The 23,569-nt window shown below is 42.1% G+C and carries 19 protein-coding genes and 1 pseudogene; 12 read left to right on the top strand and 8 right to left on the bottom strand.

Translation table 11 applies throughout. The annotated features are described in order from the left end of the window. Positions 1-23 precede the first annotated feature (23 nt). From ACT8YW_RS05105 to ACT8YW_RS05155, 11 genes and pseudogenes are all read left to right on the top strand, one after another. Positions 24-1,145 (top strand): tyrosine-type recombinase/integrase, encoded by a 1,122-nt coding sequence (locus ACT8YW_RS05105; protein WP_444104224.1) that lies wholly within the window; start codon positions 24-26, stop codon positions 1,143-1,145. Positions 1,146-1,317: 172 nt separating this feature from the next. Next, positions 1,318-2,112 carry a hypothetical protein gene (locus ACT8YW_RS05110; RefSeq protein WP_444104225.1) on the top strand — a complete coding sequence of 265 codons (795 nt, stop codon included), beginning with the start codon at positions 1,318-1,320 and terminating at the stop codon, positions 2,110-2,112. 243 nt (positions 2,113-2,355) lie between these two features. Then, a complete protein-coding gene (locus tag ACT8YW_RS05115; protein WP_444104249.1) occupies positions 2,356-2,727 on the top strand; it encodes a helix-turn-helix domain-containing protein in 372 nt (123 codons plus the stop codon). A gap of 2 nt (positions 2,728-2,729) precedes the next feature. Beyond that, positions 2,730-3,752 carry an AAA family ATPase gene (locus tag ACT8YW_RS05120; RefSeq protein WP_444104226.1) on the top strand — a complete coding sequence of 341 codons (1,023 nt, stop codon included), beginning with the start codon at positions 2,730-2,732 and terminating at the stop codon, positions 3,750-3,752. Positions 3,753-4,046: 294 nt separating this feature from the next. Then, positions 4,047-5,090, top strand: a complete 1,044-nt coding sequence (locus ACT8YW_RS05125) for a DUF6371 domain-containing protein (protein ID WP_444104227.1) — start codon at positions 4,047-4,049, stop codon at positions 5,088-5,090. 254 nt (positions 5,091-5,344) lie between these two features. Continuing rightward, complete coding sequence (locus ACT8YW_RS05130) at positions 5,345-6,775, top strand: hypothetical protein (RefSeq protein WP_444104228.1); 1,431 nt, start codon at positions 5,345-5,347, stop codon at positions 6,773-6,775. Positions 6,776-6,948: 173 nt separating this feature from the next. After that, positions 6,949-11,172 (top strand): sacsin N-terminal ATP-binding-like domain-containing protein, encoded by a 4,224-nt coding sequence (locus tag ACT8YW_RS05135; RefSeq protein ID WP_444104229.1) that lies wholly within the window; start codon positions 6,949-6,951, stop codon positions 11,170-11,172. Positions 11,173-11,179: 7 nt separating this feature from the next. Further along, positions 11,180-12,973, top strand: a complete 1,794-nt coding sequence (locus ACT8YW_RS05140; protein WP_008659836.1) for an AAA domain-containing protein — start codon at positions 11,180-11,182, stop codon at positions 12,971-12,973. A 185-nt stretch (positions 12,974-13,158) separates the two neighbouring features. Then, the gene (locus ACT8YW_RS05145; RefSeq protein WP_444104230.1) at positions 13,159-14,583 is read left to right on the top strand and encodes a winged helix-turn-helix transcriptional regulator; all 1,425 of its coding nucleotides are present in this window, start codon (positions 13,159-13,161) and stop codon (positions 14,581-14,583) included. A 13-nt stretch (positions 14,584-14,596) separates the two neighbouring features. After that, on the top strand, positions 14,597-14,878 hold the full coding sequence (locus tag ACT8YW_RS05150) for a helix-turn-helix domain-containing protein (RefSeq protein ID WP_008659841.1): 282 nt from the start codon (positions 14,597-14,599) through the stop codon (positions 14,876-14,878). A gap of 241 nt (positions 14,879-15,119) precedes the next feature. Continuing rightward, positions 15,120-15,416 (top strand): annotated as a pseudogene (locus ACT8YW_RS05155) (tetratricopeptide repeat protein); the annotation flags it as partial. Here ACT8YW_RS05155 and ACT8YW_RS05160 read toward each other — a convergent pair. The 8 genes from ACT8YW_RS05160 to ACT8YW_RS05195 are packed head-to-tail and all read right to left on the bottom strand — an operon-like array spanning position 15,388 to position 22,460. Then, complete coding sequence (locus tag ACT8YW_RS05160; protein ID WP_444104231.1) at positions 15,388-16,326, bottom strand: helix-turn-helix domain-containing protein; 939 nt, start codon at positions 16,324-16,326, stop codon at positions 15,388-15,390. The pseudogene ACT8YW_RS05155 and the gene ACT8YW_RS05160 overlap by 29 nt on opposite strands. 25 nt (positions 16,327-16,351) lie before the next feature. Next, complete coding sequence (locus ACT8YW_RS05165) at positions 16,352-17,467, bottom strand: ABC transporter permease (RefSeq protein ID WP_444104232.1); 1,116 nt, start codon at positions 17,465-17,467, stop codon at positions 16,352-16,354. Positions 17,468-17,475: 8 nt separating this feature from the next. Then, positions 17,476-18,588: an ABC transporter permease gene (locus ACT8YW_RS05170; protein WP_444104233.1), complete on the bottom strand. Its 1,113-nt coding sequence runs from the start codon at positions 18,586-18,588 to the stop codon at positions 17,476-17,478. 13 nt (positions 18,589-18,601) lie between these two features. Then, a complete protein-coding gene (locus tag ACT8YW_RS05175) occupies positions 18,602-19,348 on the bottom strand; it encodes an ABC transporter ATP-binding protein (RefSeq protein ID WP_444104234.1) in 747 nt (248 codons plus the stop codon). After that, entirely contained in the window at positions 19,338-20,255 is a 918-nt protein-coding gene (locus tag ACT8YW_RS05180) for an ABC transporter ATP-binding protein (RefSeq protein ID WP_444104235.1), read from the bottom strand. Before ACT8YW_RS05180 ends, ACT8YW_RS05175 begins: the two co-directional genes overlap by 11 nt. A 4-nt stretch (positions 20,256-20,259) precedes the next feature. Then, on the bottom strand, positions 20,260-21,153 hold the full coding sequence (locus tag ACT8YW_RS05185) for an HlyD family secretion protein (RefSeq protein WP_444104236.1): 894 nt from the start codon (positions 21,151-21,153) through the stop codon (positions 20,260-20,262). A 12-nt stretch (positions 21,154-21,165) separates the two neighbouring features. After that, entirely contained in the window at positions 21,166-21,369 is a 204-nt protein-coding gene (locus ACT8YW_RS05190) for a hypothetical protein (RefSeq protein WP_444104237.1), read from the bottom strand. Continuing rightward, a complete protein-coding gene (locus ACT8YW_RS05195) occupies positions 21,366-22,460 on the bottom strand; it encodes a TolC family protein (RefSeq protein ID WP_444104238.1) in 1,095 nt (364 codons plus the stop codon). The genes ACT8YW_RS05190 and ACT8YW_RS05195 overlap by 4 nt, the downstream gene beginning before the upstream one ends. 172 nt (positions 22,461-22,632) lie before the next feature. Here ACT8YW_RS05195 and ACT8YW_RS05200 point away from each other — a divergent pair, with 172 nt between their 5' ends. Further along, a complete protein-coding gene (locus ACT8YW_RS05200) occupies positions 22,633-23,472 on the top strand; it encodes a helix-turn-helix transcriptional regulator (RefSeq protein WP_444104239.1) in 840 nt (279 codons plus the stop codon). Positions 23,473-23,569: the final 97 nt, after the last annotated feature.

Consider the following 23,569-nt stretch of genomic DNA (forward strand, 5'->3'; position numbering starts at 1 on the left):
CCATCAAAAAGAAAGAAAAAATTATGGCAAACATTTGCAAGACCGTGAACCTATACACACGGAAAATCAAGGGCGGCAAGATGCTGTCCTACTTCCTCGACTATTATCCCGGCTACCGGGACGAGGCCACCAACAAGGTGATGCGCCACGAATCGCTCGGCATCTACATCTACGCCCACCCGAAGACACAACGGGAAAAGGACTACAACGCACGGCTGACTGAAAAGGCGGAAGCCCTGCGCTGCCGCAGGTACGAGGAAATCGTAAACGAGCGTTACGAGTTCTTTGACAGGAACAAGCTGAACGGCAGTTTCATCGATCACTTCAAGACCTACGCAAGCAAGAAGAACTCCCGTTACGAACAGGCATTCCTGCACTTTGACCGCTTCGTGGGAGGCAAATGCACATTCGGGGAAGTGACCGTGGAACTGTGCAACAAGTTTCTGGAATACCTGCGCAGCACACCGCAGGCCATCCATCAGAAACGCAAGCTGCACACCAATACCATCGCCAGTTATTGGTCGGCATTCCTCGGAACGCTTCATACCGCCCACCGGGACAGGAAGATAAAGGAGAACCCCTGCCCGTATCTGGAGCGGGTGCAAACCATCCCATCCGACAAGGTGGGGCTTTCCGCAGAGGAACTTGCCAGGGTCGCGGAAACCCCTTGTGAGATACCTGTTTTGAAGACCGCCTTCCTTTTCTCCTGCCTGACTGGGTTGAGAAAGAGCGATGTAAAGACTTTCTCGTGGGAAATGATACAGCCGGAAGCGGACGGGACGCTCTACATCACCACCCGTATGCAGAAGACCAAGCAGATAATCCACAACCCCATTGGCGAGGAAGCCCTGCAACTGATAGACGGCAGCAGGGAAGGTCTGGTATTTCCGGGGTTCAAGGACAGCATGACACAGGCCCCGTTCAAGAAATGGATAAAGGCGGCAGGCATTACCAAAAAACTGACCTTTCACGGGGCAAGGCACACTTTCTGCTCGCTACAACTCGATGCCGGGACGGACTCCAGAACCGTGCAGGAACTTGTCGGGCACAAGAACCTCGCCACCACGCAACGTTATCTTGACAGTGTGAACAGCAGGAAGAAGGAAGCGGCCAACCGGATTACCTTGAAACGTGCCGCAGAATGAAAAACACGGCTTTTCACCGGCTTATAGTATGATTTTGAGTATGAAATCATACTATAAGCGTAATTTTCCGTAAATATTTGCCTTTACCTGCAATTTTTGGGAGCGGTATAGCAGGTTTCATTATAATTTTGCAGTAAACAACCGCTGACAAGGCGCAAAAATCCGTAGAACAATGAAGAATCATAACACGATTGTCAATACTGAGAACTGCCTCTTTTATGGCTTGCCCGGCATCGTCATACTTGCCGTATCATTAATGGCGTCTACCCGAATTGGTGCGGATTTCGGAGGGGACACCTTTGTAAAGACCGTTTCCTTTTTGGGCTGCAACGGCCTGTTATGGCTGCTGTACCTCGTATTGTGCCAATACCTGCTTGCAGATCTGCTGGCGATATGCCTCCCAAAGAAGAAGACTGCCACCGTCGGGGTATTGGAGGCGAAGCCCGAAGCCGGTATGACTTTGTCCGAAACGGTTGCTGAACAGCCAACCACTCCAACCCCAGTTTTAAGTCAGGAGCAATACCAGTCCTATTGCGCGGATTTCGAACGGCAAAAACAGGAGGCCCGGGAAGAACTTGCCACATCCGTATTGGGATATGTCAACAGGAAGATGGCACCATTCACCACGGAAGAGAATCTTGCCCAGCTCTGTAATGAGGTCAGGGCATGGTGCGACAATCCTCTACATAGCCCCAAAGCCATCAGACTGAAACCTGTTTCCAACCCGAAAGACCGGCTGAGGACTGTTGACTTCAAACATTTCGTGTGGAACATCGGCGCACGGCTCGGGTTTGAGAACGGATATTCGGTGCAGGTACAGGCCGGATTTATCAAGAGACTGTTTCCGAATGAACTTGCCGACATAGAACTCACGTCACTGGCCAGAAGTCTGACCAGCGAGCCGGACAAGGGGCACATCAAGCTGGACAAGCCCCTGCATACAGACAACTATATCTTCCATTCATAGAAAATCCCACATACATTTTTGGCAATCCGTACAGGGAAGTCCGTCTCGGGCTTCCCTATACCGTTATATGCCATTATGTATGATTGGCATCCATAACCAGTCGCCCGCAGACTGTCCAGAGTGTCTTTCCTCCCTTATATTGCCTGTCATTCCTTGATAATACGATTATCTGACGATTACCGTCAATGGTCTGAATCACAACCATATCATAACATTCCTTTGCAGCATCAAAATTTTATGAATATGGAAAACGGACTTACATTCAACGACCTTCCGCAAGTCGTGGCCGAGCTTCGGGACGAGGTAATCGGCATGAGGCAGATGCTCACCAGTCTGCAAAAAGAGAACGGGCAGCGCAAGGAGAACACCCACCGACCGATGTCGGTGGAAGATGCTGCCGAGTATCTGAAGATACCGCTGCGCACCCTTTATATGAAATTGGGCAACGGCACCATTCCGGCCACAAAACCCGGCAAACGGTATGTACTCTATCAGGATGAACTGGACAAATGGCTGGAGTGCAACCGCAAGAATCCCGTACCGCTGACCGTGGAGGAAGAAAACGCGGCTGTCCTTGCCTCCAACAGGCGTAAACCCTACAACCGAAACTGGTAGCCATGGAAACCGGAGAGAAGAATGACAACATCCGGGAGCGGCCTTTCAATGTGATAGCCGCCATCGGTGCGGAACTGGATAGCCAAAGGCAACAGGCGGAAAACATACCGGCACAAAGCGGTATGTTTTCCGTCAAGACCGCCAACTTGACCATTCAGGAAGCAGCCAACCGACCGAACCCTGTCCCCCTGTGGCTCACGTTGTGGTATCAAGGAGAAGTGTGCTGCCTTTTTGCGGATAGCAATCTCGGCAAGTCCATCTATGCCGTGCAGATTGCGGCTGCCATTGCGGAAGAGCGTAAAGTCCTCTACTTTGATTTCGAACTTTCGGACAAGCAGTTCCAGTTGCGCTATACCAATGAGGCCACAGGACAATGCCACCGTTTCCCGGATGACCTGTACCGGGTGGAGATTGCGAGGGACTGTCTCTGTCCGCAGGACGATTTCGAGAACGCGTTGATTATGGAAATCGAGCAGTTGTCCGTGAAAATGGAGTGCAAGACCCTTATCATTGACAATCTGTCCTATCTCTGCATGACTTCGGAAAAGGGCGAGGATGCCGGCAGGCTGATGTCAAGGCTGATGGAACTGAAACGCAAGTATGGACTTTCAATCCTGATACTGGCGCACACGCCCAAGAGACAGCTGAATATGCCGATAACGCAGAACGACCTTGCAGGAAGCAAGAAACTCTACAACTTCTTTGACAGCGTGTTTGCCATCGGCAAGAGTGCGAAAGATGAGAACCTGCGGTATATCAAGCAGCTCAAGGTGAGGTACGGCAACTTCGAGTATGGCAGTAACAACGTGATTGTGTGTGCTATTGAGAAAGCGGACGATTTTCTGCGGTTCGTCACGCTCGGCCATGCCGCTGAATCCGCACACCTCAAGGAGATAACGGAAGAGGAACGTGGCAGGATGAGGAATGAAGCCCGTACACTTCACTCGCAGGGGATGTCCTACCGTGCAATCGGAGAGAAACTCGGCATTTCCAAGACCACGGTCGAGAGGTATTGCAAGCAATGATGCTACCGTGTCCCTGTGTCCCACCTTTCCCCTATGAGACGGCAGGACACCGTGGACGGTTGAGGACACATGGGACAGGTGGGACAAGATGGGACACTCGTCAAAATCCCCCTGTAAACCCCAAAGGAGTGGAAACAATCATAGAGATACTGAATAAATCTGGTAAAATCTTGCATCCATGCGCTGTCCCACAGTGTCCCATGTGTCCCACTGTCCCAGCCATCCCACCCGGCACGGGGTGTAAAAGTGGGACACAGGGACAACAAAGTTCAATAACGAATAAAGAAATGTGAAATGATGTATCAGTTGGAAAAATACAAGAACCGCAGCAGCCGTCATACCTGCCCCAAATGCGGGCGGCCAAGATGTTTCACCTACTATGTGGACGAGAACGGAAATCCGCTTGACAAGTCTGTGGGAAGGTGTGACCATGAGAGCGGATGCGGCTATCATTATCCGCCAAAGGACTATTTCAAGGACCATCCCGACAAGGATATGCCCGAAACACGGCCATTCCCGAGCAAGGCTATCAGAAAAGGCAACCATAGCAACACCCCCATTGATACCATACCGATGGAATATGTCACACGTTCACGGAGCGACAACAGCCATCTGGCACAGTTTCTCTTTTCCCTGCAAAAAGACAATGAGGCTGTCTTGAAACGTGTGCTGGATGATTACCGCATGGGAGCGACCATTTTCTGGCAGATTGACAGGGACAACCGTGTGCGTGGCGGAAAGATTATCCCCTACAACAAGGAGGGCGGACACCGCATCAAGGACAAGGGCGTGAACTGGGTGCATAGCCTGTTGAAAAAACAGGGTGTGTTCAATCAGGATTGGACACTTGCCCAATGTCTGTTTGGCGAACACCTGCTGTCACTACCGGCAAATCAGGACAAGGTGGTGGCTGTGGTGGAATCGGAGAAGACCGCCCTCGTCTGCTCCGTACAATATCCCGATTGTGTGTGGCTTGCCACAGGAGGAAAGAGCCAGTTGTCTGTTGACAAGATGAAAGTGCTTGCCAACCGTACCGTGGTATTCTTTCCCGATGTGGACGGTTATCATGAATGGACGGAATGTGTAAAGGCTTTCACATTCTGCCGCAATGCCAAAGTATCGGACGTGCTGGAGCAGAACGCCACGGAAGCCGACCGTCTGGCGAAAATAGACATAGCGGACTTGGTTCTCCGTGAATGGCAGTCACTCCGGCGATACCATGAGGACACACCGCTTGCAAGGGTGCGGAGGATGATTCAGGAAATGACGGAACGTAATCCCGTCCTGCAAACATTGATAGACACCTTCGGTCTCGTTCCGGTCGTGGACGACGGGTAAACCCGGCTGGCCGGTTGTAAGGCTTGCCGCTCATATAGCTCACTATAACTACACGCTCCGCTTTCGTAGTTGTGGGCTCTCCCGAGGGGATTATGGCTTTGCCCTAATGACCCACTCAGGGTGCTACCCTGAGAACCCGGCAAGGACTTTCAGCCCTATGCAACCCGACCAAAGAGTGACCCTCTCTTTGGAAACTCCGCTTAGGAAACTGTCCTAAGAACCTTATTGATTCGTTTCACTCAAAACCGAATAAAATGGCACAGACATCAGACCATATCAAGCCTTGCAACATAGGCAGCAGCGAGGCGCACAACAGGCGCACACGCGAATATCTCAAACACATCGGCAAGGAGAAATTCTACATCCGTACCGACCTTACACCACAGAACTCGTCATGGGTCTCACCGCTCATGGAGGGTAAAGACCTGACCGCCTATTATAACGAAATCGCCCGGATGGTAAAAGAGAAAACTGGACGTGCGATGCAGACCAGGGAGCGGACAGTCACCAACAAGAAAACCGGCAAGACAAAAGTCGTCAGTGGCAGTTCTCCGCTTCGTGAAAGTGTGGTGGTGTGCAAAGCCGACACGACCATTGACCAGCTTCGGAAGTATTGCGACCGCTGCCACGAGCGTTGGGGCATTACCGCCCTGCAAATCTTTATACACTTGGACGAGGGGCATTACGGCATACCGGGCAACAGTTCCACATGGAAGCCGAACTGCCACGCCCATATCGTGTGGGACTGGATGAACCATGAGACAGGCAAATCCTGCAAACTCGGCAAGGCAGACATGAGCCTGATGCAGGACATGGTGGCTGAATGCCTTGAAATGGAACGCGGCACCCGAAAGGAGGAAACCGGCAAGGCTCATCTGGAACGCACGAATTTCATCATCGCCAAACAGAAGCGGGAAGTGGAAGAAGCCGCCAACAGGAAGAAAAGCCTCGACCACGAGAACCAAGTCCGTGAGAAAATCGGTGCGGAACTGGATAATGAGATTGCACGGAAGCAGAACAAGGCGAACCGGGAGAACGGCAATGCCATCCTGTCGGGATTGGCCAGGCTGACCGGAAAAGGGCAGTTTGCAGAGACGGAAAAGGAGAATGCCGCTCTAAAAAAGCGGTTGGCAGATATGGTGCGCAGGATAAAAGCGATGGAACAGGAGTACCGCTCACAGTTAGGGCAAGCGTCCGAAAGGCAGGCAAGCCTTGAAGCCACCATCAAAAGGCTGCAATCGGAAATGGCTCATCTTCGCAAGGAAGCCGAAGAGAAGGATAGGCAAATCGCATGTCTTGACAGGTTGGCTTATCCACAGCGTTACCGTCTCTCTTCGGGAGCAGAGCTTACCCATATCCATGTGCCGAACTATCTTCATCCCTCCCTGCATATCTGGACGAAAGTCGGGAATGAACTTTTTGATGATGTGAAATACGGCATATCATACGAAACAGCCCAACGACATTTGCGTGGCGAACTGACGGACGAGGAATTTGTCAATGCGGTTTTTGAACCGCAAGAGCAAGTGAGTGTAGCGCAAGCTCAATTGCTTGGGGCTGCTTTTATGTTGGCAAGCGGTGGACCGGCACAGGCTCATGTGGGTACTGGCGGAGGCGGCTCGCAATCGGATTTGCCGTGGAGAGAAAAGAGAAGAAATGGTTATGGTGTTAAAAAGAGACGATAAACTCTACCAAACAAACATCCTCTGTGTGCATAAAGCACAAGTATACCTTGTCAAGTGTTTAATAATCAGTTGTCATTCGCAGATTCTCAACCTTTTACATGTGAGTCTGCGAATCTTTCTATATATTTGTAGCCAAATAATGACAATTTAGAATATGTACAACAGGAATTAATATGAGCGACAAAATATCAGCAAGAGAAGCATTTGACAATGCTACCTACAAGCAAGCAGCAGATAAAATCAGACAGATTCTATCTGCCATTCGCAACAACCCAGCGTCTTCCGCAAAACGTTGGGTATGGGAACTTATGCAAAATGCAAAGGATATTCCAAACAAGTACGGCAAAGTTTCTGTAGAAATTGAACTAATCTCCGAAAACGAGTTACAATTTAGACACAACGGGAATCCATTTGGTATTAAAAATATTACTGGTCTTATTAGACAAGTCAGTTCGAAGGACTCTCTAAATAGTGATGAAGAGACTACAGGCAAGTTCGGAACAGGATTTATCTGTACTCATCTATTGTCTGATGTAATAGATGTCGATGGTGTGCTAAACTATGATACTTATAGGAAGTTTACACTTTCATTGGATCGTAGCGGTAGAAGTTCTGAGGAATTGATGCCTCGTATAAAAGAAGTTGAAAGCGTTTTTTATGAGCCTGAACGTCATTTTGGTGAAATAACAGATTATGAAGCAAATCGTGAAGAGGGTGATTATGACACAGTTTTTACTTATCATCTAACTTCTGTCGAAAAGTTAGAATCTGCACAAGCTGGATTAAAAGACTTGGTAAACACTCTACCGATAACCCTTGTCACACAATCTAAGAAAATAAAACAGGTACATGTCATTGATAGAATAAGCAAATCTGATGTTATATATAAGTGTAACTCTGTCGAGTTAGACGATAATGTCACTTTTTCAAAGATCAGCATCAATGATACTGTAAAAATGTATTTGTCATACATCACAGAAGAAGTAGCCCTTACTATTGAGATAAAGCAAACAGAAGATGGGTATGAATTGATAAAGAGAGATAGCAAACAGCCAGTCTTATATCGTGATTTTCCATTGATTGGTTCTGAAAAATTCTATTTTCCATTCACACTTAATGGCTTTAGATTATGTCCTACGGAAAAACGTGATAATATTCCACTAAATGGAGAAGACAATGAAGAAGCTAAGGATAACCGTACAATAATTGAGCATGCTGTAGATACTGCAATTAAATTCAATGAATGGCTGATTGCACATAATGCAACCAATAGGTATTTGCTCGCTTTTTCAAGAAGACCCGAACCTGAAGTGGCATATGATGAACGCGTTGCTTTACCTTGGATAAAAGATCTTCAATCTGAATGGAGAAGGCAGCTGCTTTCGCAGCCATTGACTGAAACGAAAAACGGCGTATATGAGCTCAGTGAAATATCAGTTCCTTCATTTGCCGGATATGGCGAATCAAATGCAAAATCCACCAATGAAAAGTTCTTCGACTTGGTTGATGGTTTTTATTTAGGTCGTGGACAATTGCCTAAAAAGGAGCATTTACAAGGTTGGCTCGATGTATTACGACCTGAATATTCTACATGGAATGCTGATTTAAAATATGAGAAAGATGATTTTCTTACTGATTTAGAATCTGCTAAATCAGTAAGTCAGCTATGCTCACAACTGAACAAAAGCGAAGCCGAAATATACAATTGGCTGAATGACGTTTATAGCTTCTTAATAGAGCAGAATTGTCTGAATGACTTTGATAAATATTCTATCATCCCTAATATGGAAGGTACATTCATGAAGTTAGAGGAATTGAGTTCCGACAACTCCGAACCAATACCTTCAAAATTAATGGATCTATATAACAAGGTCATGCCATCAACCATAAACAGTAAGATACTCAACTATTCAATAAATTCTGCGGTATTTGGCAATTCTCTAAAAGTTTTCGCACTCAAGGATATTATTGAATGGTTCAATAAAAAGATAACTTCTAAAGATACTTACATTTCGGATGGAAAAAGTTATTATGCGAATTTTTATTTGGCCTACAATATTATAGAATTGTATCCAAAAGGTATTGATGATTCAGAATACGTTTCGTATAGAAAACAATTGTATAATTTCAGTAATGCAGATGGAAGAAATAACCCATTTTCACCTATAGCTGTAGATAATCGAGATCTATGGCGAGAAGCTGATATATATTGGTTTAACGACAATTACAGATATATTGCAGATAAAAAAACTGTAGATAACTTATCGAAGACTTATTTCAAAGAACCTAAAAGTATAGAAGATACATTGAATTGGCTGAATGAGTACATTCAGTTTTACAGAGATAACTCGAAAGGTGATTTGATTAAGGATAAATGTATCTTCCCTAATCAACAACTTGATTTGAAGAGTCTAAATTATTTGAGATATGATGACGATATAGAGGAGGTGTTTAAAGATCTTGCTGATTATGCCTTGAATGTTGAAAACACCAGTGATAAATACAGACATGTTCTTCTGCATCGTTCTATTAGTGGCTATGAAAAGCATAACCCTCTCACTCTCAATGAGGTTTATAAATACATTAAGGAGGACGTATTCGACAAAAGTAGTGGCAACATTAGAGATGTCATTTCAAAACATGCTATATCGATAATCAAGAGATCGGAAGATTCAGAGTCTCAAGAAACTAAACTTTACGGATTTGTCAAGACTGTATTTGGAGATTCAATACCAAAGATAGCTTATGTAGACCAAAGCACGGGATTTAACTGGGGGTTTGCTCAAGAATATTATCTGAAAAAGTTATGCAAAACTATAGCTGAGTCTGTGAATCTGGCAGGATTGAAAGAACTTTCAGACGGTTTTGTTGATTATACAGACAAAGATTTGATAGAATGGGTGGATAGTCTAATCGAATTTCTTCATTCCTATAAAAGTAAGAAATATTGGACTATTATTACTGATTCAGATAACGGATATGGTATATGGTTGAACCAAAATTCTGATTTCTGCCGTTTTCAGGATATTAGGAAGGATGAAAATATTCCCAATGAGCTAATAGAACTCGTAGCGAACAATAAGCATGTTGCGTTTGACTATAAAGAACAACTGTATAATTTGGATGCAGCGTATACATCATATCTCGAAACGAACCCTGTTACAATCGAAGAGGTAGGTGAATATCTTGATGAGAAGATTGAAAAATATGAAGGTGACAAACAAGATAAAGACTTTGCTGCTCTGATATTCGCTGTAGGAAAATTATGCTCATCACACAAGGAATTGGGCAAAATAATGAAGTATTACTCAGAAAAGAAGAATGCTCTTATAGTTGGCTCTCTTGGCGAAGGTAAGACTCTCGATTTGGTTGGATCTATTATTCAGCATGGAGATGAAAAGCTCCAAGCTATTAATGACATACTGAACAATAATACTGTTGAAGACCTCTGTGAAGTAAGTAAAATATTGAGGGGTTGTCCTGATGGCAAGATTGAAAAGCTCAAAGACTTCATAAGCAAGATTTCTGGTGAGGAGCCTACTGTTATAGATGAAGATACACCTATAGGAGGTAAAGATTCGATGGATTTAGTATTAGTCCCGAAGACTTATGAAATAGAAAACGTAGAAAATTTCGAAGGTCAGATTCTAAATGTGAAGGCTGATCAAGCTCAGTATGCAGGTCTTTCGCTTGAAGAAATAGAAAAATATGTTAGTGAAGCCAAGGATAGAGTGGTAAAATATTTCAGAGAGCTGAATGATAAACACGATAGTGGCTATCAGTTTGATTCTGAGAAAATATGCAAACACTCTTATAGTCAATTGTATGGTATCTCAGACAAAGATGGCAATGAGATACCAATAGTTGTGCATAGTTACAAAGGCCCTCAATATAGATATTTTGACCTTAACTGGTATGACTGGCAATTACTTTCATGCAAAAATTCTCTCTTGTTCGTTTTGACCACTACAGGACTTCAGTGTATTCCTCTGTATGCACTTCCTGTTAGAAATGTCAACATTGAGATAGATAATGAAATGGCTGATATGAATAGAGCGGCATTACTAACGCTTGCTGCTGTGAGCAAAGAATATTCATCCATTAGTTTCGATTTCGGAAATAATATGCCACATGGCTTTGATAAACTGCTCCCATTTAATTTTGTTCCAAAGGAAATAAAGGAGTGTGTTCAGTCTATTAAAGAGGTATGTGATCAAAACATCCCCCAAATATCCAATATGTACAATTCAGCTAGAAACATACCATTGATTAGAAGTACAGAAGGCTATTCTGTTGCTTTGAAAGAGTATGAAGAGACAGGAAAAATGAGGGATGAGTTTGAGGCACCTATAAATGATTTGAAAGTTCCTGAAGTTGGTACTACATACATTGATTAAATGAATTATGAATATCGATCGTAAGAAACATTGGCAATTCCTCGAAGATGAATTAAAAGCTGAAACTGAGGAATTTAAAAAGATATATCTAACCACTGCAATCTCCCTGCTTAAAAACAGTGGGGGGATGCATGTGGCGCAATTCTTGTCGTTCAAGGACGGAGAAATGATTATGAAATTCTCCGTATCTCGACCTCTGCCAAGAAAAGGTGATTTCCTAGTATGCATGGTTTTACCTCCTCAATTGCAAGATTATCGAACATGGGGAGATAAGACTTATCGTGACCTCTATAAAGCTAGATACAACTCAACAGATTGTGTCTGCATTTGGCATTCACCTGCAAATGACCCTCGATATTCATTAGTTGGCTTTTCAAAGGTTAGTGTAGATTTTGCGAATTACATTAAAGAGTCTCCTAATATTGTCTTAACTTTTGCACCACAAAGGCCACCTATTGACTACGCTATTAACTTACAGAAAGTTGTGGAGGACAAGTGGAGCGAAGGTGTGGCAAGTGTACTTGATAGCAGCTATCATCACAAAGATTGGGAACCGACTTTAATAAAGCAGAATAATGTTTCTGAATTTGTCCATTCTCAGTTGTCTCTAACAGACACAATGCTATTAGAGGGACCTCCTGGTACAGGAAAAACATATATGATAGCTGAACTCTGTGCAAAATTGTGCGCGGAGGGAAAGTCTGTACTTGTTACAGCACTAACAAATCGTGCATTGATGGAAATTGCTGAAAAACAGGCAGTAGAGACGTTGCTCAACGAACATAAGATTTTCAAGACCAATATATCAATAGATGAAATTCGAGAAATCCGTAATCTTGAAAATATCAAATGTGTTGCCCCAATGCCAGGCTGTTTGGTTTTGTCTACGTATTTTATCATTAGTGGATTCGCAGCCGAATTATCGATAGAGCAGCCTTTTGACTATGTAATTATGGACGAAGCAAGCCAAGCTATACTCACCATGTTTGCAGCAAGTAGAAAGATTGGGAAGAAAAACTTATGGGTGGGTGACATCAATCAGCTATCTCCAATAGTGCTCCTTAATAAGGAACTAGTAAAGTTGTGTAATTATAAGCCAATGATTGAAGGACTTAAACTTTTGGCTGATAATAGCTCTTCGCCGATATACCAGCTAACGACTGCATATAGATTCGGCCAAAGAGCAGCAGACTATACTGGCATATTTTACAATAACTCACTTGTGGCAAAAGAATCTAAAAGGTACAATGATTTACCTTCTTTGTCTAACATATTATGTAAGGATGGAGGCCCAACTCTAATTCTTACAGATATGCCCATAGGGGATTGTACTCCAACATTTGCGATGTATATTGTCTCATTTATCGTGACTAATATTTTTAAGGATGCAAAAGATAAAGAAGTTGCGGTTTTGACTTGCATGAAGAAAACAGTCAGTACTCTTCAAATGACCATCGCTCAAAAAGTTAGTAGCCGAAAAAATCTTGTAGTTGATACTGTAGCGAGAGTGCAGGGCTTAACCACTGATGTTACTATTTTTGTTGTACCGGATTACTCTTATATTAGAACACTAGAACCTCGTCTGTTTAATGTGGCAACAAGTAGAGCCAAAGAGCATACGATTATAATTGCAGACAAATATATCTTCGACTGCTCGACTCTTGATATACGAGTGAGAAAGTATCTTGAAAAATTGAAAGCGAATAAATGTATATATGTTCCTGACCCTGAACATGGATTGGGTAAAGTTACAAACATCCTTGATTATCAAGATAGCATAGGTAGGCTACTCTTTTCTTAATGTTTTTGTCAATATAAAGTATTAATATAAAATGGCATTAGCAATAAACATAAACGACCTGCTGAACAAGCAGAAGATTGAATCCAACCGAATAGAGTTCAAGAAAGGCTGGAATCCGACAAGCATATACCATAGCGTGTGCTTTCGCCAATGATTTTGATGACCTCGGTGGCGGTTACATCGTGGTGGGCGTAGATACTGATGATAAGACAGGTGTCTCCATTCATCCAGTAGTAGGTATACCGGCAGAAAATGTTGATGGTGTTCTACAAGATATGGTGGGCTTCAACAACAAGATTGCGCCTTACTATATGCCTCGCACAAGTGTAGAGGAAGTTGATGGTAAGTATGTGCTTGTGATTTGGTGTCCTGCCGGTATCAACCGTCCCTACTCTGTACCTGAAAATGTAACAGCCAAGAACGGTAGTAAGGAATACTTCTACATTCGCAGTGGTACGAGCAGTATCATTGCCAAGGGTGAAGTGTTGGACGAGTTGCGTGAACTCGCCAGCCGTGTACCTTTTGATGAACGGGGTAATCCGGATATTCGGTTGGAAGATATTTCCACGCTACTTTTGCGTGAGTATCTAGTGAAGGTGGAAAGCAAATTGGCAAGCGACATCAATATCAAGCCACTTCATGATATTTTGGAACAGATGGATTTGTTTGTCGGACCAAAGGAGAATCGGATGCTTCGTAATGTGGTAGCTATGATGTTCTGCGAAAACCCAAGCAAATTCTTCAAACGCACACAGGTGGAGATTGTGTATTTCCCCGAAGGACGCTTAAACAATCCGAGCAATCTCTATGAAGGTGCAGTTATAACAGGTTCTGTGCCACAAATTATTGACCGCACGTTAGAGTACTTGAAGCGAATGCTTGTGATGCAGACCATTATAAAGCCCAAGGATGATTACCGTAGCAAGAAGTTCTACACTTATCCCTACCAAGCATTAGAAGAAAGTGTTACGAACTCACTTTACCACCGAGATTATCGGGAATGGGAGCCGGTGGTGATAACGGTCGAACCGGATGGTATCACCATTCAGAACGTGGGTGGTCCCGACCGCAGTATTTCTGCCGCCGACATTTCACGTTGTGAGATTCTTGTGTCTAAACGCTATCGCAATCGCCGTCTCGGAGAATATCTAAAAGAACTGGATATGACCGAAGGTCGCAGTACGGGCATTCCGACTATCCAGAATGTTTTGGAGAATAACGGTTCGCCTCGTGCAACGGTCGTGACGGATGAAGACCGCACTTTTTTCCGTATCACTATTCCTTGCCATGAGGCGGTTGGAAATATCATTGCAGACATTGCCTACAAGGATGATTCTCTCAAAGCATCAAGACGAGGTGTACTCAAAAGTGGACTGGAAAGTACACTCGAAAGTACACTGCAAAGTGTACTCGAAAATGCGCCCAAAAGTACACTCGAAATCATAAAACAAATACAAGGCAATCCCAAGGCTACTTATGCAGACATAGCTAATGCTACAGGCTATTCTCGCAGTTGGGTCGCCAAAACGGTGAAACGACTTCAAGAACAAGGAATCATAGGACGTATTGGCTCTGACAAGACTGGCTATTGGGAAATTATAAACAAATAAAAGAGGAATAGGAATGTTATTAGGTAAGAGAATAAAGGAATTGAGAGACGAGAACGGAGTGCTACAGCGCCAGCTTGCGGCACTTCTTGAAATCGACACACCCATGTTCAGCAAAATTGAACGTGGTGACAGAAGAGCCAAACGTACACAAGTGGTTCAACTCGCCAACTATTTCAATGTCGATGAGAAAGAACTTCTCACCCTATGGGTAGCTGATAAAGTTTTGGATGCTGTGGAAGACGAAGATGAGTTTAAGCATGATGCTATAAAGGTAGCTCAAGATGTCATTGAATAGCTTGATGGATGGTAAAGGTGTGGCAACATTCACTCCTTTACCGCTTTCTCATGGGTGTTTTATGCTACCGTAAATTCCTATGAAAGGTATGTTTCGAATCATTTGTTTTGATTTTTTATGTAAGCAAATATTAAAGTTGTTAAATCTTTGCTTTCAATACCAAATTTATTGAACCAAAAGGACTTTTCTATCGCATTAACTGTAAGTATCTGATAATAAAGCATCCACATATACAAACTTTAAAATCCCTTCTTTCTCCGAGAAAGACTGGACAGAGTTGCTGCGACTTCAAGAGAATGTCTATGGACTTGTTTCTAAATTGAAAGAGATAAGTCCAAAACTCACAGAAGAAGATTTAAGGGTATGTGCTTTTCTACGAGAAGGAGTTCAACCGGCTTATTTTGCTGATTTAATGAAACTTACTACCGAAACACTAACACGAAGAATTTCCAGAATAAAAACGGAGAAACTGATGCTGGTAAACTCGAAAGAATCATTGGAAGATATTGTTAAGTCATTGGGGGCTTCACCACTTTAACGGTAACCTTATTATAAGCACTCACATGCCGATAATGATGAGGTGACACTCCAGTATATCTTTTGACAAATTTTCCAAAGAAAGATATATTTGAGAAATTCATCTGGTAGGCAATTTCTTTAATGGAACTAGTCGAATATCGAAGTAGATAACCAATCTCTTCCATCACTACCTCATCAATCCATTTACTTGGGGTCTTGCAACTTTCCTTCTTTACAATAGATGACAAATATTTAGGGGTGACACATAACTGGGATGCATAGAAATCAACTTTTCTTTCTTGCTTAAAATGGATGGCAAGCAGTTTCATAAAACGTGAGAAGTATTCCTCACTTCGGCTTATACGTTTTTTCTCTTGTTCTTCATCTACATAGCCCATAAAATCCTTTATCTTTGCAAAAATCAGACAAAGTAACATCTTCAGACCGTAAGAAAGCGCATCTTGTGGCCATCCCGGTGATGATTCGTAACACATATAATCCAATACACAACTTGATATATGCTCATACCTTGACACCTCTATGGCAGTCAATGGAATCATATTTCTCCCCCTTGTTTCCAACATAAGCGGTAATATTTGTTTCCAATAATTGTAATGCCGGCCAAGATAATCAGACGTGGGGATCAGACAGATAAAAGTGCTGTTTTTACGACACTCCATCTGTAAAGTCATATTTGGCGGACAGACAAAAAGCGAATGTGAAAGGAGCGTGTATTCCTGTTCGTTCAACTCCATCCGTATTTCTCCTTCCACGCAAAGTAATATAAAACATTCGTCCAAACGAAAAAGAGGAGAGTAGCCGGACTGCATAGTTCCTTTTGAAACAATGCAGCCGTCAAACATAGTCGTATCACCATAGCTAAAAAAACGGAGGATATTCTGTGATGAATATTCTTTGATGGTCTTCATTCTATTTTCCGCTTAAAGTTTATAATTAGTTACTTTTCCTATAGCTTATAATAGCCCAAAAATTAAGCACTACGGCAAAGATGCAAAGTGCACGGAAGTAAGGTATCAGTTCGGTAAACGAACTCCCTTTCAGGTAAACCATACGCATCACTTCGATAAAATATCTTAGTGGGTTCAGTCTGGTAATATATTGAGCCCACTGCGGCATACTGCTGACAGGAGTAAATAACCCACTCATCAAAATAAAAATCATCAGGAAGAAAAACATGACAAACAATGCCTGCTGCATAGTGGCGGATTTATTAGAAATAACCAACCCTAATCCGGATACCACCAATATATAGATGGAAGCAAATAAGTAAATAGTCAGCAAATTACCGGCAGGGACAAGTCCGTACACCCACCATGCTAATAACATGGAATAAGTTAAGACCAGAAAGCCTACCAACCAGTAAGGCATCAACTTAGAAAGCACAAAAGGAAATTTTCCTACCGGAGTTACATTCATCTGTTCAATCGTTCCTTTTTCCTTTTCACCTACTATATTGAGTGCGGGCAGGAAACCGGAAAGTAACGTCAGCATCATCACCATTAATGCCGGAACCATGAACACTTTATAATCCAGATGTGGGTTGAATTGGTAGTAAGGAGCCATGTTGAACTTCTGACCACGATTCGGTGTATGGTTTAAACCGCTTTCTTCGCGCAAATCGGCAGAAAAATCAGTGACCACACTTCCCAAATAAGAAGAGCCTAAACCTGACTTTACACCATTTACAGCGTTGGCTGAAATCATTACTTTTCCCATGCCGCTACTTACCAGATTCTTTTCGAAATCCTCTTCTATTTCCAGAATGAGATCCGCTTTTCCTGATTCCACACTGTGTAATGCTTCATCGTTAGATGAAGAAACATCTGTCAATGTGAAATACTCTGACGCATCCGTCTTTTGTGTCAATCTTTCCGAAAATGTACTGTGGTCATTATCAACCACACTTAATTTCAGTCCTTTTACTTCCTGATTGGCTGCCCAAGGCATTATTACCAGCATGACAGTAGGTAACATAATGAATAATTTCGGAAGAAATTTATTACGTACAATCTGCTTCAACTCTTTTTCTATCAAATATTTAATGACCATAGTTCCTCCTATTCCAAGCGTATTTTAAACTTTTTCAAAGCTACCGTGATTAAAACTGCAATCATGATACAGAGAACAATCAGTTCATGTCCTACATATCGAACTTCCACCCCTTGAATCATCAGTTTGCGCACCGCTTCTATAAACCAGCGAGCGGGAACGACGGACGAAAGTTTCTGTAACCAAAAAGGCATGCTCTCTATGGGAAATATCGTACCGGAAAGCAAAATGGTAGGAATCATAAGTACCAGACTGGATAGTAGCATGGCGGCTAATTGGCTGTCTACAATAGTCGATATGAGTAGTCCCAACGAAAGTGCAACAAGGATATAAAGCATTGATATCCCAATCAGGCAGAATAGACTTCCGGCAATTGGAATATGCAGCATAAAAGCTGACAGCAAAAGAATGGTAGCCAAATTGATACATGAAATCGTAAAATAGGGAATTGCTTTAGCTACGATGATATAAGCGGGTGGCAGTGGAGATGCAAGCAGCACTTCCATTGTTCCCATTTCTTTCTCACGAACAATAGCAATGGAGCTCATCATGGCACAAATAAGCAGCAGCATCATACCAATGACTCCCGGAACAAAGTTAAACTCACTTTTCTGTTGTGGGTTATAGAGCATTTTTATTTCCGGAACAATCTGATATGAGGGCTGTCCACCGTTCGCTTCCGAAAGTTCACGCAGATAGGCCGAGAGAATCTGCTGGGCATATCCAACACGCATAGATGCTTGATTAGGTTCAGTGCCGTCAGCCAGTAATTGAACGGTAGCTTCGCCGGTATGTATCATATTATCCGCAAAATTTTCACTGAAAACAAGAACCAAATTGATTTTTCCTTTCTTGAAAACCTCGTCTATTTGTTTGGGATCGGACAACTCTTCTGCAATGGTGAAGTATTTGTTTGCCTGGAACATATCACGTATATGCTGTGTGGCTATATCTTTGGACGGGTCGAAGATAGCCACCTGCGTATCTTTTACTTCTGTCGTAATGGCAAAACCGAAAAGAATAATCATCACAATCGGCATCACCAGCAGAATAAGCATAGTGCGTACATCACGAAAGATGTGGTAAAATTCCTTCCGTACGAATGACAAAAACTGTTTCATACATTTCTCTTTTTTAATTATCTGAACGTTTGGCTTTTCGGGCAAGCTGTAAGAATACATCATACATGCTCTCCACTTCGAAAGTCTTCTTTAACATAGCCGGTGAATCAAGGGCATCTATCCGTCCGTCCACCATAATGGAAACACGGTCACAATATTCGGCTTCGTCCATGTAGTGGGTGGTCACGAATACTGTAATGCCCCGGTCGGCAGCTTGATAAATCAATTCCCAAAATTGACGGCGGGTTACCGGGTCTACACCTCCTGTGGGCTCGTCCAGAAATACGATTTTCGGATCATGAAAGATGGAAAGTGAGAAGGCTAGTTTCTGTTTCCACCCCAATGGCAGTGATTTAACCATTGTGTTTCGTTCACTTTGAAAGCCTAATTCTTCAAGTAACTGGTCTGTTTTTTCACGTATCCGTTTATTCGACATTCCATAAATACCTCCGAAGAGTTTCAGGTTTTCCCATACTTTCAAGTCGTCGTAGAGGGAGAACTTTTGACTCATATAACCGATATTTTTCTTTACTTCTTCGGCTTGTTTATAAATATCAAATCCGGCTACAATCCCTTTACCTTCAGAAGGGTGGCTCAATCCGCACAACATACGCATGGCCGTAGTTTTCCCTGCACCGTTAGCTCCGAGGAAGCCGAATATTTCTCCTTCCTTTACTTGAAAAGAAATGTGATCCACTGCCACAAATTCTCCGAATACCTTTGTCAGTCCTTCTGCTATAATTACATGGTTATCTTTCATTTTTTTGTCCGGTTAGTAGCATGAAACAATCTTCAATAGAGGCATGTATAGGAACGATTTCTATTCCCTCATGTCCCTTATCCTTCAAAAAAGCAGCTAAAGCATCTATGGATGTTCCTTCGCACACGGTAACATGAAATGTTTCACCGAACGAGAATGCGCTGGTCACTTCTATATACTGCCTTAAGTCATTGAGTAACTGATGCATCTGATTACTTTTTACCGACCAAATAGTTTCTGAATAACCGGAGGTTATGTTCTGCGGTGTATCTACCTCCATAAATTCTCCATCCTGAATCAATGCAATGCGGTCGCAAAGAATAGCTTCATCCATATAAGGAGTTGATACCATGATAGTGATGCCATGTTGCTTTAATTTTCTTAGCATCTCCCAGAATTCTTTTCGGGAGACAGGATCAACTCCCGTGGTAGGTTCATCCAGAAACAGGACTTTCGGCGCATGAATCAATGCACAGCTAAGAGCCAGTTTCTGTTTCATGCCTCCCGACAATTTTCCTGCCTTACGAGTTCTGAATGGTTCTATTTGCTTATAGATATCTTCTACCAAATGATAGTTTTCCTGAATGGTAGTATTGAAAATGGTTGCGAAGAAGGTCAGATTTTCTTCTACCGATAAATCAGGATATAAGGAGAAGCGTCCCGGCATGTAACCGATTTGTTTCCGTATCTGTTTATAGTCTTTCACCACATCCAGTCCGGCCACAGTTGCCATGCCATCATTGGGCAATAACAAAGTAGTTAGGATTCGGAAAAGAGAAGTCTTACCGGCACCATCCGGGCCGATGATTCCGTAGATTTCTCCTTCATTCACATCAAAATCCAACCCATGAAGAGCCTGTACGTTTCCGTAGCTTTTCTTTAAATTTCGAACAGTCACAATTGCCATATCTCTAAAATTTTACTTCACCGTACATACCTTTTTTAATCAATCCGTCGTTCGTCACAGATACTTTTATTGCATATACCAAATTGGCACGTTCGTCACGGGTCTGTATCGTTTTGGGAGTAAACTCCGCTTTATCGGCCATCCAAGTAACGGTTCCTTCGTACTCTTTACGGTTATTTTTTCCCTGATCGGCATAAACCTTTACTTTTTGGCCTATTTTAAGTCCTGTCAATTGATCGGCGGTGATGTAGGCACGTAGTCTCATGTCCTCCATGTTGGCAACTTTAAATAAGGCTCTTCCCGGAGCGGCATATTCACCCGGTTCAGCGTACTTTGTCAGAATTGTCCCCTGTATGGGACTCACAATAATAGAATTCCTTATTTGATCTTCTATCTGTGCCAACTGTGCTTCAATACCTGTAGTTTGACTGGACAGGCTATTGTTTGAACTACTGATTTGCTCTGCTGCTGCTGTCAATTGTTTTTCTAATACCTGTATTTGATAATTAATATCATCCAACTGTTTTTGTGTTGCGGCATTCGTTCTCACAAGTTCCTCAAAACGCTTTCGTTCCCGTTGTTGAATAGCAATCTGCTGCCGGATAGTAGCCAATTGCCGGTTTTCATTTAAAACCTTGCTGTTCGTAGCCGAGTGACTAGCTAACAGTTGTTCTTTCTTTAAAGCTAACTGTATCGTGTCAATATACCCTAAAGTGGCCTGTGGAACAACATCTTGTCCTTCTTCTACATCAAATTTCATAATCTCTCCATTACCTTTTGCAGAAATAATAACCTCGGTCGTTTCGAAAATACCGGATGCGTCATAATCGTTATTGTTATTACTACATGCTACCAGCAGGGCAGTCAGTCCAATTCTTAAAATCTTATACGTTTTCATATCTTCAATAATTTATTGGTTTATTGTATTTTTCAATTCATAAATATTCTTCAGCATTTCCACTTCATGAGAAGAACGGTCGATACGTGCCTGATTTTCACGGGTGATTTCTTGCAACAAGTTGTTTACATCAATAATGCCCTGTTCCAGTTTGGATTCAGCAGCTTGCCTGACCGAAGTACGTAAAGCAATGATATTGTCGTCTTCCATCATCATTTTCCGGTATTGTTCATTGTTGTTACTTCTTGTGTAGATTGCAGACTATTGTTAAATAGAAAAACATCTCGTGCTGTTTCTATCTGATTACGGGCAAGATCAAGCTTACGTTTCTCATTTTTATGCGTATAAAGTTTACCGATGTTCCAACTTAAACGAACCCCAATTACACCGTTCAATGTCCAGTTATGGTCAAACATATCATTAAACATATCATATCCGGGATATCCATAATATCCTTGCGCAAACAGACTGATTTTAGGACGTACTCCTGCATTAAGGAGCTTCTTCTGTGCATCAGTCTGCATCATTCGTGCAGTGAAAAGCGTCAATTCCGGTCGTTGGTTTTCATACGATAATGGCATGGTCGCTTCCGGTTTCTGCAGGAAAGAAACACTTTTCAGATCTTTATTAATAAAAATAGCCAACATCTGCTGATAACTTTTCTTCATGGAGGTTAGTTCCGTCATTTGCTGTTTGGCCTTTAAGTGTTCGGCTTTCATTACATCAACATCTGCTTTCATAGCAGTACCGTTCATAAGCATATTTTCCAATTTTTGGCAATTGGATAACAGTAGAGCTTGCAAATCCTTATTCAGTTGGATCTTATCTTCAATCAACAAAATGCCAAAGAACAGATTATTCACACGATCGCGGATAGCATACATATCCACATCTGTTTGAACTGCTTGGATCTTTCCATCTAAATCGGTGACTACCTTTTGTGCTTCCAAGTTTCCTCCATCCCAAATTACTTGGTTTAAATCAATCCCGACCTTGTATTGGTCTTTATTCAGACCTTTAACATTATAGCCACTACTTTCGAGCATATTAGCCAAAACATCTGGTAGAGTGGCTACATCTGATTGATAAGATGCTTGTCCGTTAACCGTAAGTTGCGGCAGATAACCTCTGTTGATATTCTGAATAGAATAGGAGGTTGTTTGCCTAATTAGTTTATACTTCTCTAAAAGTGGATAGTTCGCCCAAGCCAGTCGTTGACATTCACTTAACGTCAATTGGGAATTTGCTGAAAAAGGTATTAGTAACATACCTATCAAAGCATAAATTGTTTTTAATGACTTTACCATATACATATTACTCTTTAAATTGATGATGCAAAAATACGCCCAACCAAGATGCTGGACAATGTCAAATACCTTGTTTGATTGAGCAAATTCGAATATTTGTCTATCATATTAAACTTATACATTGTATATTAATGAGCAATTTCATATTTTTGCTAAAAATAAATCATACGATATGGAAAATTCAGATATTGATAAGATGGGATTGTATCTCAATAATTTTATTCCAGAATATAAAAATAAGGCTGGTATATTTCTCTGCACAACCGGCTCTGCTGATGTTTTGGTAAATAATCAAGTGTATCATATAGAAAAAGGAATACTTTATGTAATCAGCCCTTTAATAACGATACATAAAGTTTCTCAAAGTACAGATTTTGATGGCATTCATATCATAGATGAATTGGAAATCTTTTATGCAGTAATTCATTCCATTATTGACACTGTTCTTCATCTTAAACTTCGTAATAATCCTTGTATGCAATTAGAAGAGGAAGACATCCAGTTTATCATTAATCAAAATGAACGGATAAAAAAGAAGCGCAAACAGTTGGCAGAGACTGCCGAAGAGGAAAAAAACTTGATTCGACTGCTGATACAGTTATTAGAGCAAGAAGCTATGTTAGAAGTCATTAGCATTTATTTTCGAACTAAAAAGGTAGAATCACAGCCGATAGAAAAACAAGAATCTGTAGTTTATAATTTCATATATTCATTACATGCAAATTTTAAAACAGAACGTAGTGTTACTTTTTATGCTAATGAGGCGCAGTTGTCAACTGGGCACTTTACGTCTATTATAAAGCAAAAAACGGGGCAACCTCCTTCTGAATGGATTATCGCAATCACATTGAATCAAGCAAAATTGTTACTTGAGAAGTCGCAGAAAAGTATAAAAGAAATTGCAAGTGAACTGAATTTTCCCGAGCAATTTACATTTAGGAAATATTTTAAGCAGTATGTTGGCATACCTCCAAAACAATACAGGATGCAGTTCTCAAAAGGGATCACCTGATAATTATTGGGAATAGACAGCACCAAAAGCTTGTTTTTCTTCGATACTGCTTTGAATTAAATACATAGTAGAAAAAATATCTATCATAAGTATCATT

Source organism: Bacteroides sp., from assembly GCF_052357945.1.
GTDB lineage: Bacteria > Bacteroidota > Bacteroidia > Bacteroidales > Bacteroidaceae > Bacteroides.